Genomic DNA, 14,701 nt, shown 5'->3' with positions numbered 1-14,701 from the left:
GGTGCCCGCCGCCTGGGCGTTCACCCCTTGACCGCGCCGGCGGAGAGCCCCTCGAGCAACTGCTTGCGCAGCAGCAGGAAGACCAGGATGGTGGGCACCGAGGCCAGCACGGCCCCGGCCATCACCAGGTCGTAGGAGCGGTTCTCGGCGCGGAAGAGGATGTTGAGACCGAGGGGGATCGTGTACTGGTTGACGTCGGAGAGCAGCACCAGCGGCCACATGAACGCGTTGTAGCTCTGGAGGAACTGCCACACGGCCAGCGCGCCGAGCGAGGGACGCAGCAGCGGGAGGACCACCCGCCAGAAGGTGCCGAACTCGCTGCTGCCGTCGATCCGGGCGGCCTCGATGATCTCGTCGGGGATGGACTGGACGATGTACTGCTGCATCATGAAGATCCCGAAGGCCGGCGCCACCCACGGCACGATCAGCGCGAACCAGGGGTTGGAGAGCCCGGACTTGACCACCAGGATGAACAGCGGGACCAGGATCACCGCGAACGGCACCGACAGCGAGCTGAACATCACCCCGAAGAGCACCCGCTTGCCGGCGAACCGGAACTTGGCGAAGCCGTACCCGGCGAGCGCGCAGACGAAGACCGCGACGGTGGTGGCCAGCAGCGCGGTGACCACGCTGATGGCAAACCAGTTCCAGAACGGTTGGGTGTCCAGCAGCGTCCGGTAGTTGTCCAGTGTCGCGGGGCTCGGTATGAGCTTGGGCGGGTACTCGAAGATGTCGCCCCTCGGCTTGAACGAGGAGCTGATCGCCCAGACCAGCGGCGCGACGAAGATCAGCAGCAGCAGGGTGAGCGTGGAGTAGAGCGCGATCCTGCCGGAGCGGCTCATCCCCCCGCGCCCGCCGCGTCGAAGGGGCTCACGGGTCTTCCGGGTGTCGGCGCGGGTGCTCATTCGGCCCTCCCGATGGCCAGCAGCCGGTTGAGCAGTTGGCTCACGGCGAAGACGACGACGAAGAGCACCAGCCCGGCCGCCGCCGCGTAGCCGAACTGCTGGCGTTGGAACGCGGCCCGGTAGACGAACATCGCGACGCTCAGCGTCGCCTCGCCTGGACCGCCGTTGGTGATCAGATAGGGCTCGTCGAAGAGCTGGGCGGCGCCGATGAACGAGGTGACCACCACGAACGCGGTCACCGGCTGGATCGAGGGCAGGGTCACGGTGAAGAAGCTGCGGATCGCCCCGGCGCCGTCCAGTTCGGCCGCCTCGTAGAGGTCCCTCGGCACCGCCTGGAGCGCGGCGAGGAAGAAGATGGTCAGATAGCCGACCCAACGCCACAGGACCACCACGGCGACGGTGGACTTCGCCCAGTCGGGGTCGCCGATCCAGTCGACGCCGCCGCCGCCGAAGAGCGCCTTCAGCACGGAGTTGACCAGTCCGTACTGGGTGTCCAGCAGCAGGCTGTAGACCAGTGCGATGACGATCGGCGAGAGGACCATCGGCACGAAGAACGTGACCCGGAAGAGGTCCCTGGCCCGCAGCCCCCTGGTGTGCAGCGCCTGCGCGAGCAGCAGCGCGCAGGGCACCACGACGAAGACGCTGACCAGTACGTAGAGCGTGGAGTTGGCCAGTGCGGTGTGGAAGCTGGTGTCCCTGGCCAGGTCGAGGAAGTTGCGCAGCCCGACGAACTTCGGGGTGCCGAGGCCGACCCACTCGGTGAGGCTCAGACCGCAGGCGACCAGGATCGGCACGATCATGAAGAGCACGTACAGCACGTAGAACGGGGCGATGAAGGCGTAGGGGGCCCACATCCGCCGCCGCCCGCCGCCGCTCGGAGGTGGCGGCTCGGAGGACGCGGCCCGGGGTGGGGGCGCCGTGGTGGGGACGGTCAACTGGGCTCCTCAGTCGCGGGAGTTGCGGGTCTGGCCCCGGAAGTCCTCGGCGGCCCTCGCCAGCGCGTCGCGCGGGGAGAGGTCCCCGTGGTACGCCTGGAGCAGATAGCCGCTGAGGACGGTGTCGAGGGTGGACTTGTCGGCGCTGAGATGGATCGCCGGCGCCTCGTCGATCAGCTCGCGGTACACCTCGAAGGTGGGCTGACCACCGCAGAACTCATCGGTGATGGCGAGGAGTTCGCGGTTCTCGTAGACCGAGCGGCGGGTCGGCAGATAGCCCAGGTCGCGGAAGCGGCGAACCTGTTCGGACGGGGTCAGATAGGCGGCCTTTACCAGTTCGACCCCGGCCAGGGTGTTCTCCTTGCCGCGGATCACCCCGAAGCCGGTGCCCCCGGTGAACGAGGTGCGCACCCCGCCGTTCCGGAACGCGGGCAGCGGCCGGATACGCCACTGGCCGGCCTGCTCGGGGACGTTGGGCTCCAGACCGTAGATCCGGTACCAGGTCGCCATCCACTGGCCGAGCACCGCGCCGTCCTTGAGGGCCGCCTGCATCGGCGGATGCAGCAGCCCGGCGACGCTGCTGAGGAAGCCGGTGCGCAGCCCCTCGGCCATGAAGCCGAGCACCTCCTCGGCCTCGGGCGACTCGATGGCCAGCGCTCCGTCCTCGTCGAAGAACCGGCCACCGCGTTGCAGCAGCAGCATCTCGAACCCCTGGGTGTTGACACCGGGTTCGCTGCCCACGGGCACCGCGCCCAGCGAGACCCCGTGCCGCTCGTGCGCCCTGGTGCCGGCCTCCGCCAGTTCCTCCCAGGTGGCCAGGTCGGTGGGGATGCCGAGCCGTTCGAACTCGGACTCCCGGTAGTAGTAGACGACCAGTGGCGCGTCCGAGTCGAGGGCGTAGAGATGCCCGTCGCGGCTGAACGGCGCCGTCCTGGCGGGCAGCAGGTCGTCGGCCGCGTCGCCGAGGTCGCCGCTCAGGTCGGTCAGCAGCTCCTCGGCGAGCACCCCGCGCAGCAGCCGGGGGAAGGCCCCGATCTCGAAGCCCGCGACATCGGGGGTGCCTCGGCCGGCGATGGCCTGGGCGATGGTCTTGGTGACCAGGTCCTCGGCGCCGGCGCGGCTCAGCCGCAGGCGGTAGCGGAAGTCGCTGCTCCGCTCGGCGATCTCGGCGGAGATCTCGAAGAAGTCCGCGTACGCCTCGTCATGGGTCCAGAACGACAGCTCGACGTCGCCTGAGGCACGGGGGTCGGCGTTCTGGCCGCCGGCGCAGGCCGCGAGCCCCGGCGTCAGCGCGGCGGCGGCCCCGAGGCCGGCGCCGGCCCGCAGCAACGCCCGCCGGGAGAGCGGGCCCTGGGGCGGCGGCGGGGCGCCGCCGGGACGTCGGTAGCGGGGGAACTTCGGGACCTGTGCAGCCACGCCACCAGCTCCTTTGCCAGCGTGCTCACGCCGGCCCGCCTGGTACCGCGACCGGCCCGCCACACGCTAGGAACGAGTTTCGGCCACCGTCAAGAGTCATGTTCGAGAAATCGTGATTCGTTCGACCAGGCGAACGTGAGCCTGACGTGCCACGTGGAGCGTCGACCCGGCCCCGGTGGGCGGGTCGCTCGCGCGGTTCCCCGCGCCCCTGCCTCCGCCGTGGGCGGCTCGGGGGCGCGGGGAACCGCGCGGGCCGTCGGTCAGGACGCGCAGGCCGAGGTGAGTTCGTCCGCGGCGTCGCTCAGCGGTGACAGGTCGGGGGACTCGCCGTCGGCCACCCCGTCGCGCACGTTGGCGAGGGCGTCGCCCACCGACTCGGCCGCCGCCCGGACGTCCGTGTCCGAGACGTCGTCGGTCAGTTCGTCGAGGTCGCGCTCCGCCTCGTCGGCCGCGTCGACGAACCCGGTCGGGTCGTCGCCGTCGATCGCCCGGCCCAGCGTCTCCACGCTGCTGGAGACGTCGAGCGCCAACCGCCCGCAGTCCACCGCGCGGTCCAGGTCACACCCCAGGGTGCCGAGCACGGCCGTGATCGCCAACGTGCCGCCGGCCAGCCCCATCCTGATGGTTCGCACCATCAACTCCCCTCCATCGGGCGGAGGTTCCGCCCTCGTTCCGCTTACTACCCCCCGTCCCGACACCGGCAACGCCACGCGGACGGCCGGCCGTCACCCCTCGGCGAGTGCCGCCCGCTGCGCCTCCGCGAGGCGCGTGCAGCCGCCGACCGCCAGGTCCAACAGCGCGTCCAGCTCGGCGCGTTGGAACGGCGTGCCCTCGGCGGTGCCCTGCACCTCGACGAAGGCGCCGGTGTCGGTGCAGACCACGTTCATGTCGGTCCCGGCCCGCACGTCCTCCGTGTAGGCCAGGTCGAGCAGCGGCTCCCCGTCCACGATCCCGACGCTGACGGCGGCGACCTGACCGGTCAACGGCTCGTTCTTGCCCCGGACCAGCTTCCGCCCCCTCGCCCAGGACACCGCGTCGGCCAGCGCCACATAGGCGCCCGTGATGGCCGCCGTCCTGGTGCCGCCGTCCGCCTGGAGGACGTCGCAGTCGAGCACCACCGTGTTCTCACCCAGGGCGCGGAAGTCCACCACCGCGCGCAGCGAACGCCCGATCAGCCGCGAGATCTCGTGGGTGCGCCCGCCGATCTTCCCGCGCACCGACTCCCGGTCGCCCCTGGTGTTGGTGGCGCGCGGCAGCATCGCGTACTCGGCGGTGACCCAGCCCTCCCCGCTCCCCCGCCGCCAGCGGGGCACCCCCTCGGTGAAGCTGGCCGTGCACAGCACTCTGGTGTCGCCGAAGGAGACCAGTACCGATCCCTCCGCGTGCTTGCTCCAGCCGCGTTCGATGGTCACGGGGCGGAGCTGGTCGGCCGTCCGGCCGTCGATGCGTGACATGGATCGACCCTATCCGGCGTCCGGCCTGCGCCGATCCCCGGTTTCCCGACGGGAGGACCGCGCGGCGGACGGGCCGGAGCCGCGTCGGCGAGGCGGTCTCAGACCACGTAGACGGCGCCGGGGCGGGCCAGTTCGACGGGGCCGTCGAAGGCGGACTTGGCGTCGCGCAGATTCACCTGGGCGTCGGTCCACGGCGGGACATGGGTGAGCACCAGCCGGTCGGCGCCGGCCCGTTGGGCGCAGACGCCGGCCTCCAGGCCGTTGAGATGGACGTCGGGCGCGTACTCCTTGCCCTGGGTGAAGGACGCCTCGCAGAGGAACAGGTCGACGCCGCGCGCCAGTTCGTCCAGCCCCTCGCAGCTTCCGGTGTCGCCCGAGTAGCAGATCGAACGGCCGGCGTACTCGACCCGGAAACCGTAGGTCTCCACCGGGTGGTTGACCCGCGCGGCGCGGACGGTCAGCGGCCCGAGGACCAGGTCCCGGCCGGTCTCCAGGTCGTGGAAGTCGAAGACCTCCCGCATCGACGACTCGTCCGGCACGTCGTCGTAGGCGGTGATCAGCCGCTGCTCGGTGCCGCTCGGCCCGTACACCGGGACCCGCGGCGGCCGGCCGCCGTCGTGCCGGTAGTAACGGGCCACGAAGTAGCCGCACATGTCGATGCAGTGGTCGGGGTGGAGATGGCTGAGCGCGATGGCGTCGATGTCGTACAGCCCGCAGTGCTTCTGTAGCTCGCCGAGGGCGCCATTGCCCATGTCAAGGAGCAGCCGGTAGCCCTCGGCCTCGATGAGGTAGCTGGAGCAGGCCGAGTCGGGGGCCGGGAACGACCCCGAGCAGCCGACGACGGTGAGCTTCATAAACGGGGGAACCTCCGTAGTGGGGTTCGAACGACTCTAAGTCGCGAAGCGCCCCGCCGCGCCTCGCACGGCCCCGGGTGTGGGCGGAATCACCAGCCCGGGGGGTAGTCGCCAAAACATCAGCTCGAAGAGTTCGATCACATTCTGCTGTGGGAGCGAATGCGAATAGCGAGCAACAGCCCAACGGCGATCCAGATGGCGAACATCGACGATCCGCCATAGGAGAGGAACGGCAGCGGAAGTCCGGTGACCGGCATGATCCCCAAAGCCATCCCCATGTTCTGGAAGGTCTGGAAGGCCACCCACGCGACAATGCCGACCGCCACGATCGTGCCATAGGGGTCCGGCGCGTCCCGCGCGATCCGGCAGCCGCGCCAGAGCACCACCCCCAACAGCACCACGATCAACCCCGCTCCCAGAAAGCCGAGTTCCTCGCCGGCGACGGTGAAGACGAAGTCGGTGTGCTGTTCCGGAACGAACTGCCCCGTGGTCTGGCTGCCGTGGAAGAGCCCCTGCCCGAAGAGCCCGCCGGAGCCGATGGCGATCCTGGCCTGGTTGGTGTTGTATCCCACGCCCGCCGGGTCGAGCGCCGGGTTGGCGAACGCGGCGAACCTGTTGAGCTGGTACTCGTCCAGCAGCCCCACCTGCCACACCGTGATCGCGCCGGCGACGCCGAGCGCCACCAGCCCCAGGATCCACGCCCGCCCGGTGCCGGAGGCCGCCAGCACGCCGAGCGCGATCACGGCGAGCACCATGGTCTGGCCGACGTCCGGCGTCAGCATCACGAGCACGGCGGGGACCGTGATCACCAGCAGCGCCTGGAGCACCGTCCTGCTGTCGGGGCCGTCCCTGCGCTCGTTGCTCCCCGGCGCCGCGAGCAGCAGCGCCATGGCGAGGATCACCCCGATCTTGACCAGCTCGGACGGCTGGAAGGCGAAGCCGCCCGGCAGTTGCAGCCAGCTGCGGGACCCGTTGACCGTCGACCCCAACGGGGACAGCACCAGCAGCGAGAGCACCACGCAGAGCAGGTACAGCACCGGGACGGCGGCCCGCAGCCGCAGATAGCCGTACCAGACGATCAGTCCGCAGAGGCCCAGGCCGATGGCGACGTTCATCAGCTGCCGCATCAGGAAGAACTCGGGCTCGCCGTTGTTCAGGTCGGTGCGGTTCCGGGTGGCCGAGTAGACCAGCAGGATGCCCAACGTGGTCAGGACGAGGGCGGCGAGCGTCAGCGGCCAGTCCAGCCGCCGCGCGAGCGAGTCCCGGGCGGTGATCAGCCGCCAGACGCTCTGCTCGCCGCCGGCGGGGGGCGCGGTCAGGGAGTAGCTGCGCATGGTCACACAAATGACCATACGTGTCGAAGCCACTCCATTCCGTTATTAACGGCGTGGGGGCGACCACCCACCCGGCCCCCCCGGCACCGCTGTCGGCTGACCCCCGCCACCCATGCACCGCGCAGTTCCCCGCGCCCCCAAGCCGCCCACCGCCGTCAAGGGGCGCGGGGAACGGCGCGAGCAACCACCCACCGGGGCAAGGACGACAACCCACACAGCCAAACAGGACCGTGGTCGTCCGGTGACCGGCCGGCTAGGCCCAGAGCTGGCCCTGGAGGCGCTCGACCGCCTCCTCCGTCGTGGCGGCCTCGTAGATGCCGGTGGAGAGGTACTTCCAGCCCCCGTCCGCGACGACGAACGCGATGTCCGCCGTCTCCCCTGCCGCCACCGCCCGGCGGCCCACGCCCAGCGCCGCGTGCAGGACGGCGCCGGTGGAGACGCCGGCGAAGATGCCCTCCTCGTCGAGCAACTGCCGCACCCGGCGCACCGCGTCCTCGGAGCCGACCGAGTAGCGGCCGGTGAGCACCGCGTCGTCGTACAGCTCGGGGACGAAGCCCTCGTCCAGGTTCCGCAGGCCGTAGACCAGGTCGTCGTAACGCGGCTCGGCGGCGACGATCTCCACGTCCGGACGGTGCTCGCGCAGATAGCGGCCGACGCCCATCAGCGTGCCCGTGGTGCCGAGGCCGGCCACGAAGTGGGTGACCGACGGCAGGTCGGCCAGGATCTCGGGACCGGTGCCGGCGTAGTGCGCGCCGGCGTTGTCCGGGTTCCCGTACTGGTAGAGCATCACCCATTCGGGGTGCTCCTCGGCCAGCTCCCTGGCCACTCGCACGGCCGTGTTGGAGCCGCCGGCCGCCGGCGAGGAGATGATCTCGGCGCCCCACATGGCGAGCAGTTGGCGCCGTTCGGCCGAGGTGTTCTCCGGCATCACGCAGATGATCCGGTACCCCTTGAGCCGGGCCGCCATGGCCAGTGAGATGCCGGTGTTCCCCGAGGTCGGCTCCAGGATGGTGCAGCCGGGGGTGAGCCGGCCGTCCTTCTCCGCCTGCTCGATCATGTACAGCGCGGGACGGTCCTTGACCGAACCTGTCGGGTTGCGATCCTCCAGCTTGGCCCAGATCCGCACCGTCTCGCTGGGCGAGAGCCGGGGCAGCAGCACCAGCGGGGTGTTCCCCACGGAGGCCAGCGCGCTGTCGAAGCGCATCAGCCCATGCCCCCGGCGACCGCCGGCAGGATGGTGACGCTGTCGCCGTCCTTGACCGGGGTGGCGATGCCCTCCAGGAAGCGGACGTCCTCGTCGTTGAGGTAGACGTTGACGAAGCGGCGCAGCCCGCCGTCGTCCACCAGGCGCTCCCGGATGCCCGGGTGGTTGACCTCCAGGTCGGCGAAGAGCTCCTCGATCGTCTTGCCCTCGCCGGTCACGACCTTCTGGCCGTCGGTGTGGGTGCGGAGAATGGTCGGGATGCGGACCTCGATGGCCATGAAAGGACTCCAGAAGCAGTAAGACGGACGCGTGACTGGCTGGGCGAGGGGCGAGCGGGCCGCCCGGTCAACGAACCACCGGACACCCGGCGCAGCCGAGGCGCCCCGCCCCGAGGGGACGACGGGCCCGGCGCGGCGCGTGCGGTCGAAAGTCGCTCACGTCCGGGAGAACCATGGCGTCATCGTATCGATTCCCGGATGGACGATCGAGGGCGTTCAGCATACGAACGGAACCGTCTCAGAACGGGTCAAGCACCCCGCTGATCAGGCACGTTGGCCGGGGACACCGCCCCGCGCCGGGGGTGACCGCGCTCACCCGGGTCACCGCCCCGGCGTCGCCTCCGCCTCCGCCTCCGGGTAGGCGTCGACCACGGCGACCTCCTCCTCGGTGACCTCCCCGTCCACGATGCGGAACGAGCGGAACGGGACCGGCCCCTCGCCGTTGCCCGACTCCGCGGTGGAGACCAGCACGTAGTGCGCGAACGGCTCCATGGCCAGCGAGATGTCGGTCCTGGAGGGGTGCGCCTCGGTCGCGGTGTGCGAGTGGTAGATGACCACCGGGTCCTCGTCCCTGGCGTCCATCTCGTTGTAGAGCCGCAGCAGCTCCTCGGAGTCGAACTCGTAGAACGTGGGCGAGCGGGCCGCGTTGAGCATCGGCACGAAGCGCTCCGGCCGGTCGGTGCCGGCCGGGCCGGCGACGACGCCGCAGGCCTCGTCGGGGTGGTCGGCCCTGGCGTGGGCGATGATCTGGTCCCGCAGTTCCGCCGTGATGGTCAACATGACCCCAGCGTAGGACGGCCCGCCCGGTGGCCGGGAGGGGCGTCCCGGCCCGTGGACAGCCCCGCGACTACTTGGCCAGCGTGATGTCCTCCGCCGACTCCGCCTGCTCGGCGGCCCGCTCGTCGGCCTCGATCGCCTCGTCCGAGTCGCCCGCGTCCCGGCGCCGCACGTACCGCAACACCTTGCGCAGCTCGGCCCTGACCACGGGGGCGAGGAGATAGAGCCCGATGATGTTGCAGACGGCGGCGAGGAAGAGGAACGCGTCGGCGAGGTCGACCAGGGTGCCGAGGGAGAGCAGCGCGCCGCCGACGGTCAGCAGGCAGAAAAGCACCTTGTAGCTGCCGTCGGCGAGCCTGCCCTGGCCGAAGAGGTGGGTCCACGCCTTCAGCCCGTAGTAGCCCCAGGTGATGATCGTCGCGAAGGCGAAGAGGAAGACCGCGAGGGTCAGCACGTAGGGGAAGCCGGGCAGCGCGGTCTCGAAGGCGTCGGAGGTGATCGAGATGCCCACCGCGTTGCCCTCGACCGTCCCGCCGTCCGCCGCCCGCTCCCTGGCCTCCTCGTAGAGCGGCCCGCCGGCGACGACGATGGTCAGCGCGGTCATGGTGCAGATCACCACGGTGTCCAGGAACGGTTCGATCAGCGCGACCAGCCCCTCGGTCGCCGGCCGCTTGGTCTTGACCGCCGAGTGGGCGATGGGGGCGGAGCCGACGCCGGCCTCGTTGGAGAAGGCGGCCCGCTGGAAGCCGACGATCAGCGCCCCCACCACGCCGCCCGCCACGCCCTCGGGGCCGACCGCCTCGCGGCAGATGGTGACGACGGCGTCGGGGACCGCGCCGGCGTTGCGGCCGATGACGACGAGGCAGGCCGCGCAGTAGAGGAGCGACATCGCCGGCACCAGCCGGCTGGTGACCCGGCCGATGGCGCGGATACCGCCGAGCAGCACCAGCCCGGCGAGCAGCGCGACCACCACCCCGAAGAGCAGCGCGCCGGAGGAGCCGGCGAAGAACGAGGTGTGGTCCTCGGTGACGGCGACCAGTTGCTCCAGGCTCTGGTTGACCTGGAAGAGGTTGCCGCCGAAGAACGCGAAGAAGAGCAGCGTCACCGCCGCCAGCAGCGAGAGCGCGCCGCCCAGCCGGGGCAGGCCGCGTTCGGCCAGGCCCTTGCGGAGGTAGTGCATCGGGCCGCCGGAGACCCGGCCGCGCGCGTCGATCTCCCGGTAGCGGACACCGAGGGTGCACTCGACGAACTTGCTGGCCATGCCGAGGAAACCGCAGAGCATCATCCAGAGGGTGGCCCCCGGGCCGCCGATGGAGACGGCGATGGCCACGCCGGCGATGTTGCCGAGACCGACGGTGCCGGAGACGGCGGAGGTCAGCGCCTGGAAGTGGGTCACCTCGCCGGGCGCGTCCGGCTGCTCGTAGCGGCCGCGCACCAGGCGCAGCGCCAGCGGGAGGTGCCGGATCTGGACGAAGCCGAAGAGCACCGTGAAGACCAGCCCGGCCACCGCGAGCCAGCCCACGATCAGGGGGAAGTCGCTCCCGAAGAGGCCGACCTCGTAGAAGACGACCTCCGTCAGCACACGACTGACCGGTTCGAAGAGATTGTTGACCGTCTGGTCGATCTCGTCGGTCCAGGAGTTCTGACCTGCCATGCGATACCCCTGACGGTGCGCGAAACAAAAACATCGTCAGGTTATCCGCGAAGGGAATCCCCGGCCTGTCGAGGAAGACGCGGGAAAGGCGCCTTTCCGCGCCCGGGGGGACTACTCGGGGAGAAGCGTGTCCACCAGGGTCTCCTGGAGACTCCCCAGCCACAGAAAGGCGATCACCATGGCCTTTCGCGGGTCCTCGTCCGGAAGGTCGAAAAGCTTCTCGGTGGTCGACTCGTCCTCGATACCGAGCCGCGCGCCGATCACCAGCCGCAGGTCGTTGAGCCCGCCGAGCCAGCCGTCCGAGGCCGCCCGGTCCAGCGTCAGCACCGCGTTCCCCTCGCGGTCGCGCGGCGCGCCGCGCGCCTCGTCGAGGCCGTGCACCATCGCCAGCAGCCGCTCCCGCTTCCGGGTGCGCAACTCGTTCTCGGTATAGCGGCGGAATTCGGCCGAACGGGTGACCGCCGCCTCGTCGGCCGGCGCCCCCGGGTCGCCGTAGGCGTCCGGGAAAAGGCGCGCCAGCGCCGGATCGCGCGGTGGTTCGCTGGGCCCCTCGGCGAAGAGCGCCTGCAGGGGATCGACATCCTCGTTCTCGTGCTGATCCGGTCCGATCAGTTCAAGAAGCTGAACGGTCAGACTGCGAAGGACGGAGAGCTCGCCGTCGTCCAGCGCCACCGAGGCGCCCCCGTCGGCACCCGCCGACTCGAAGAAGCCCGGCATCAGCTCTCCCGCTGGAGCGTGGCCCAGAGCCCGTAACCGTGCATCGCCTGCACGTCCCGTTCCATCTCCTCGCGGCTGCCCTGGGAGACCACGGCCCGCCCCTTGTGGTGGACGTCGAGCATCAGCTTCTTGGCCTTGTCCTTCGAGTAGCCGAAATACGCCTGGAAGACATAGGTGACGTAACTCATCAGATTCACCGGGTCGTTGTGCACCACGGTGACCCAGGGGACTTCCGGCACCGGCGCCTCGTCGGGCGTCGCCTGCTCCTCGGTGCGTTCGATCTCCACGGGCATGGCAGTCACACCCCCCATGCTGCCACCACCGCGCCGTTCGGACCCAAACGCCCAGGACAGAGGGGGTGGGCGACGCCACGCCACGAGATATCGTCAGTTTGACGAGATTGGGGGTACGCTGGCCCCATGGACGTCAAGGACCACAGGCCCAGCGGGCTGCCGGTGACGGTGCCCTCGACCGCGCTCTTCACCGACCAGTACGAGCTGACCATGCTGCGGGCCGCCCTCCGCGCCGGCACCGCGCACCGGCGCTCGGTGTTCGAGGTCTTCACCCGCCGACTGCCCGAGGGCCGCCGCTACGGCGTGGTGGCCGGCACCGGTCGCGTGCTGGACGCCGTGACCAACTTCCGCTTCGAACCCGAGATGCTCGACTTCCTCGACCGCCAGGAGGTCGTGGACGGCCCCACCCTCGACTGGCTCGCCGACTACCGCTTCACCGGCACGGTGCGCGGCTACCCCGAGGGCGAGGTCTACTTCCCCGGCTCGCCGATCCTCCAGGTCGAGGGCACCTTCGCCGAGTGCGTGGTGCTGGAGACGGTGGTGCTGTCGATCCTCAACCACGACTCGGCGGTGGCCGCCGCCGCCTCCCGGATGGCCGTGGCGGCGGCCGGCCGCCCGCTGATGGAGATGGGCGCCCGCCGCACCCACGAGCTGAGCGCGGTGGCCGCGGCCAGGGCCGCCTACGTCGGGGGCTTCTCCGCGACCTCCGACCTGGCCGCCGGCTTCCGCTACGGCATCCCCACCGTGGGGACCAGCGCCCACGCGTTCACGCTGCTCCACGACACCGAGCGGGACGCGTTCACCGCCCAGATCGACGCGCTCGGTCGGGGCACCACGCTGCTGGTGGACACCTACGACGTGGCCGAGGCCGTGCGCGCCGCCGTCGAGATCGCCGGGCCCGAGCTGGGCGCGGTGCGGATCGACTCCGGGGACCTGCTGGTCGTCGCGCACCAGGTGCGCCGGCAGTTGGACGAGCTGGGCGCGCACGACACCCGGATCGTGGTCACCAGCGACCTCGACGAGTACGCGATCGCCTCGCTGGCCGCCGCGCCCGTCGACTCCTACGGCGTCGGCACCCAGCTGGTCACCGGATCCGGCCACCCGACCTGCTCGATGGTCTACAAGCTGGTGGCGCGCGCCGACGGGGACGGGGAGGGGGCGCCGCTGCGGCCGGTGGCCAAGAAGTCCCTCGGCGGCAAGCTCTCCGTCGGCGGGGTTAAGTGGGCGGCCCGTCCGGTCGACGAGCGGGGCATCGCCGAGGCCGAGGTCATCGGCACCGGCGAGGTGCCCGAGGAGTTCTCCGGGCGGCTGCTGGGCGTGGAGCTGATGCGCGACGGCGAACCGGTCGGCCAGGAGTCGCTGAGCGCGGCCCGCGACCGGCACGTGCGCGCGCGGGGCGCGCTCCCCCTGTCCGCCACCCAGCTCTCCCGGGGTGAGTCCGTGCTCCCCACACGCTTCCTCACTCCGCCCTCATGAGCCGGGCGCCCAGTAGGCTCATGCCGACCCGGGCCGGCCACACGGCCCGGAGTGACCCACGGAACAACGCACCAACGAGGTGGTTCGGATGCACCGCGCGCTGATCGTCGTCGACGTGCAGAACGACTTCTGCGAGGGCGGCAGCCTCGCCGTCAGCGGCGGCGCCGACGTCGCGGCCGCCGTCACCGACCTGATCGGGGCGGCCACCCCCGGCTACCGGCACGTGGTGGCCACCCGCGACCGGCACATCGACCCGGGCGACCACTTCTCGGACGCGCCGGACTTCGAGACCAGCTGGCCGCAGCACTGCGTGGCGGGCACGGAGGGGGTGGGCTTCCACCCGAACTTCGCACCCGCGATCGCCTCCGGCGCGGTGGAGGCGTGCTTCGACAAGGGCGCCTACGAGGCCGCCTACAGCGGCTTCGAGGGGCGGGACGAGGCGGGCACCGGGCTGGCCGACTGGCTGCGCGAACGGGAGGTCACGGAGGTCGACGTGGTGGGCATCGCCACGGACCACTGCGTGCGGGCCACCGCGCTGGACGCCCTGCGGGCGGGCTTCCGCACCCGGGTGCTGCTCAGCCTGACGGCGGGGGTCGCCCGGCCGACCGTGGACCGGGCCCTCACCGAGCTGGACGAGGCGGGCGTCGAGCTGACGGGAGCCCCTGTCGTCAGGGGGTGACCTCCGGTCGTTCGCATGAGCGACTACGGAGGGGGTGGTGCGGCAAGCGGTCGCGTGCACCCCGGGCCGGTGACGGCCTCAGGGGCGCGGGGAACTGCGCGGTGCATGAGTGACGGCCCGCACCCGACGAGGGCGTCCAGCCGCGCGGGACGGGCTGTCGCTCCCCGGTCGGACCCCAGCCGCGCGGGACGGGCTGTCGCCCCCCGGTCGGACCCCAGCCGCGCAGGACGGGCTGTCGCTCCCCAGTCAGGAGGCCAGCGTGGGGGCCGAGCGGAAGAGGTGGGTCATCGGATGCCAGCTCTCCGTGAGGCCGCAGGGGGCCGAGCGCCAGACGACGCCCTCGGGGTGGTGCAGCACCGCGGAGATCTCGTCCGGGGTCGGCGGCGCCGCGTTCCCCCTGAGGTAGACCGCGCGCAGGCCGAGGTTCCGCAGCCGGGTCAGCGCCCTGGGGCGGTTCGCCGCGTGCACCAGCACCCGCACCGTGCGGCCCGACGCGTCGGGCCTGGGCACGGCGAGCGCGACAACGACGCTGCCATCGGGCAGTCGCACAAACCCTCCGTCGGCCATGGAACACCTTTCCCGGTTCGTTCTCCTTCGAGATGGACTTACTCAATCCTTACGCGATCGGCCGCCGCCCTGTCGAGGGGCGGCGGCCGATACATGCTCTGACCTGCGATTTTCTAGTTGGTCACATCAGCGACCGTCAGATATCGACGTATCGCGAC

The 14,701-nt window shown here is 71.1% G+C and carries 16 protein-coding genes; 2 read left to right on the top strand and 14 right to left on the bottom strand.

The window, feature by feature from the left end:
* Positions 1 to 20 precede the first annotated feature (20 nt).
* The 13 genes from CRP51_RS23425 to clpS all read right to left on the bottom strand — a co-directional run bounded on the left by CRP51_RS23425 (position 21) and on the right by clpS (position 11,839).
* Positions 21 to 842, bottom strand: coding sequence for a carbohydrate ABC transporter permease (locus CRP51_RS23425; protein ID WP_097233302.1), 822 nt, complete (start codon positions 840 to 842; stop codon positions 21 to 23).
* A gap of 59 nt (positions 843 to 901) precedes the next feature.
* Positions 902 to 1,840, bottom strand: coding sequence for a carbohydrate ABC transporter permease (locus CRP51_RS23420; protein WP_245880760.1), 939 nt, complete (start codon positions 1,838 to 1,840; stop codon positions 902 to 904).
* A gap of 9 nt (positions 1,841 to 1,849) precedes the next feature.
* Entirely contained in the window at positions 1,850 to 3,256 is a 1,407-nt protein-coding gene (locus CRP51_RS23415) for an ABC transporter substrate-binding protein (protein WP_245880759.1), read from the bottom strand.
* A 260-nt stretch (positions 3,257 to 3,516) separates the two neighbouring features.
* Complete coding sequence (locus tag CRP51_RS23410) at positions 3,517 to 3,891, bottom strand: hypothetical protein (protein ID WP_097233300.1); 375 nt, start codon at positions 3,889 to 3,891, stop codon at positions 3,517 to 3,519.
* A gap of 90 nt (positions 3,892 to 3,981) precedes the next feature.
* Positions 3,982 to 4,710, bottom strand: a complete 729-nt coding sequence (gene rph / locus CRP51_RS23405) for a ribonuclease PH (RefSeq protein ID WP_097233299.1) — start codon at positions 4,708 to 4,710, stop codon at positions 3,982 to 3,984.
* A gap of 98 nt (positions 4,711 to 4,808) precedes the next feature.
* Positions 4,809 to 5,564 carry an MBL fold metallo-hydrolase gene (locus CRP51_RS23400; protein WP_097233298.1) on the bottom strand — a complete coding sequence of 252 codons (756 nt, stop codon included), beginning with the start codon at positions 5,562 to 5,564 and terminating at the stop codon, positions 4,809 to 4,811.
* Between the two features lie 137 nt (positions 5,565 to 5,701).
* A complete protein-coding gene (gene rodA / locus CRP51_RS23395) occupies positions 5,702 to 6,898 on the bottom strand; it encodes a rod shape-determining protein RodA (RefSeq protein WP_097233297.1) in 1,197 nt (398 codons plus the stop codon).
* Between the two features lie 253 nt (positions 6,899 to 7,151).
* Entirely contained in the window at positions 7,152 to 8,102 is a 951-nt protein-coding gene (locus tag CRP51_RS23390; protein ID WP_097233296.1) for a PLP-dependent cysteine synthase family protein, read from the bottom strand.
* Positions 8,102 to 8,380, bottom strand: coding sequence for a MoaD/ThiS family protein (locus tag CRP51_RS23385; RefSeq protein ID WP_097233295.1), 279 nt, complete (start codon positions 8,378 to 8,380; stop codon positions 8,102 to 8,104). Before CRP51_RS23385 ends, CRP51_RS23390 begins: the two co-directional genes overlap by 1 nt.
* Before the next feature lie 321 nt (positions 8,381 to 8,701).
* Entirely contained in the window at positions 8,702 to 9,160 is a 459-nt protein-coding gene (locus CRP51_RS23380; protein WP_097233294.1) for a M67 family metallopeptidase, read from the bottom strand.
* A 67-nt stretch (positions 9,161 to 9,227) separates the two neighbouring features.
* Positions 9,228 to 10,811 (bottom strand): alanine/glycine:cation symporter family protein, encoded by a 1,584-nt coding sequence (locus CRP51_RS23375; RefSeq protein ID WP_097233293.1) that lies wholly within the window; start codon positions 10,809 to 10,811, stop codon positions 9,228 to 9,230.
* A gap of 111 nt (positions 10,812 to 10,922) precedes the next feature.
* Positions 10,923 to 11,528, bottom strand: coding sequence for a DUF2017 domain-containing protein (locus tag CRP51_RS23370; protein WP_097233292.1), 606 nt, complete (start codon positions 11,526 to 11,528; stop codon positions 10,923 to 10,925).
* Positions 11,528 to 11,839, bottom strand: coding sequence for an ATP-dependent Clp protease adapter ClpS (gene clpS, locus CRP51_RS23365; protein ID WP_097233291.1), 312 nt, complete (start codon positions 11,837 to 11,839; stop codon positions 11,528 to 11,530). Before clpS ends, CRP51_RS23370 begins: the two co-directional genes overlap by 1 nt.
* A gap of 108 nt (positions 11,840 to 11,947) precedes the next feature.
* On the opposite strand from clpS, the gene CRP51_RS23360 reads away from it, so the two are divergent.
* Positions 11,948 to 13,297, top strand: a complete 1,350-nt coding sequence (locus CRP51_RS23360) for a nicotinate phosphoribosyltransferase (RefSeq protein ID WP_097233290.1) — start codon at positions 11,948 to 11,950, stop codon at positions 13,295 to 13,297.
* A gap of 88 nt (positions 13,298 to 13,385) precedes the next feature.
* On the top strand, positions 13,386 to 13,976 hold the full coding sequence (locus tag CRP51_RS23355) for an isochorismatase family protein (protein WP_097233289.1): 591 nt from the start codon (positions 13,386 to 13,388) through the stop codon (positions 13,974 to 13,976).
* Positions 13,977 to 14,222: 246 nt separating this feature from the next.
* Here the strand turns inward: CRP51_RS23355 and CRP51_RS23350 are convergent, their stop codons facing one another.
* Positions 14,223 to 14,543, bottom strand: coding sequence for a hypothetical protein (locus CRP51_RS23350; RefSeq protein ID WP_097233288.1), 321 nt, complete (start codon positions 14,541 to 14,543; stop codon positions 14,223 to 14,225).
* Positions 14,544 to 14,701 lie beyond the last annotated feature (158 nt).

The sequence above is a fragment of the Streptomyces zhaozhouensis genome, assembly GCF_900230195.1.
Lineage (GTDB): Bacteria > Actinomycetota > Actinomycetes > Streptomycetales > Streptomycetaceae > Streptomyces > Streptomyces zhaozhouensis.
Note: the sequence above shows the minus strand (reverse complement) of the source record. Positions and strands in the feature narration are given on the sequence as shown.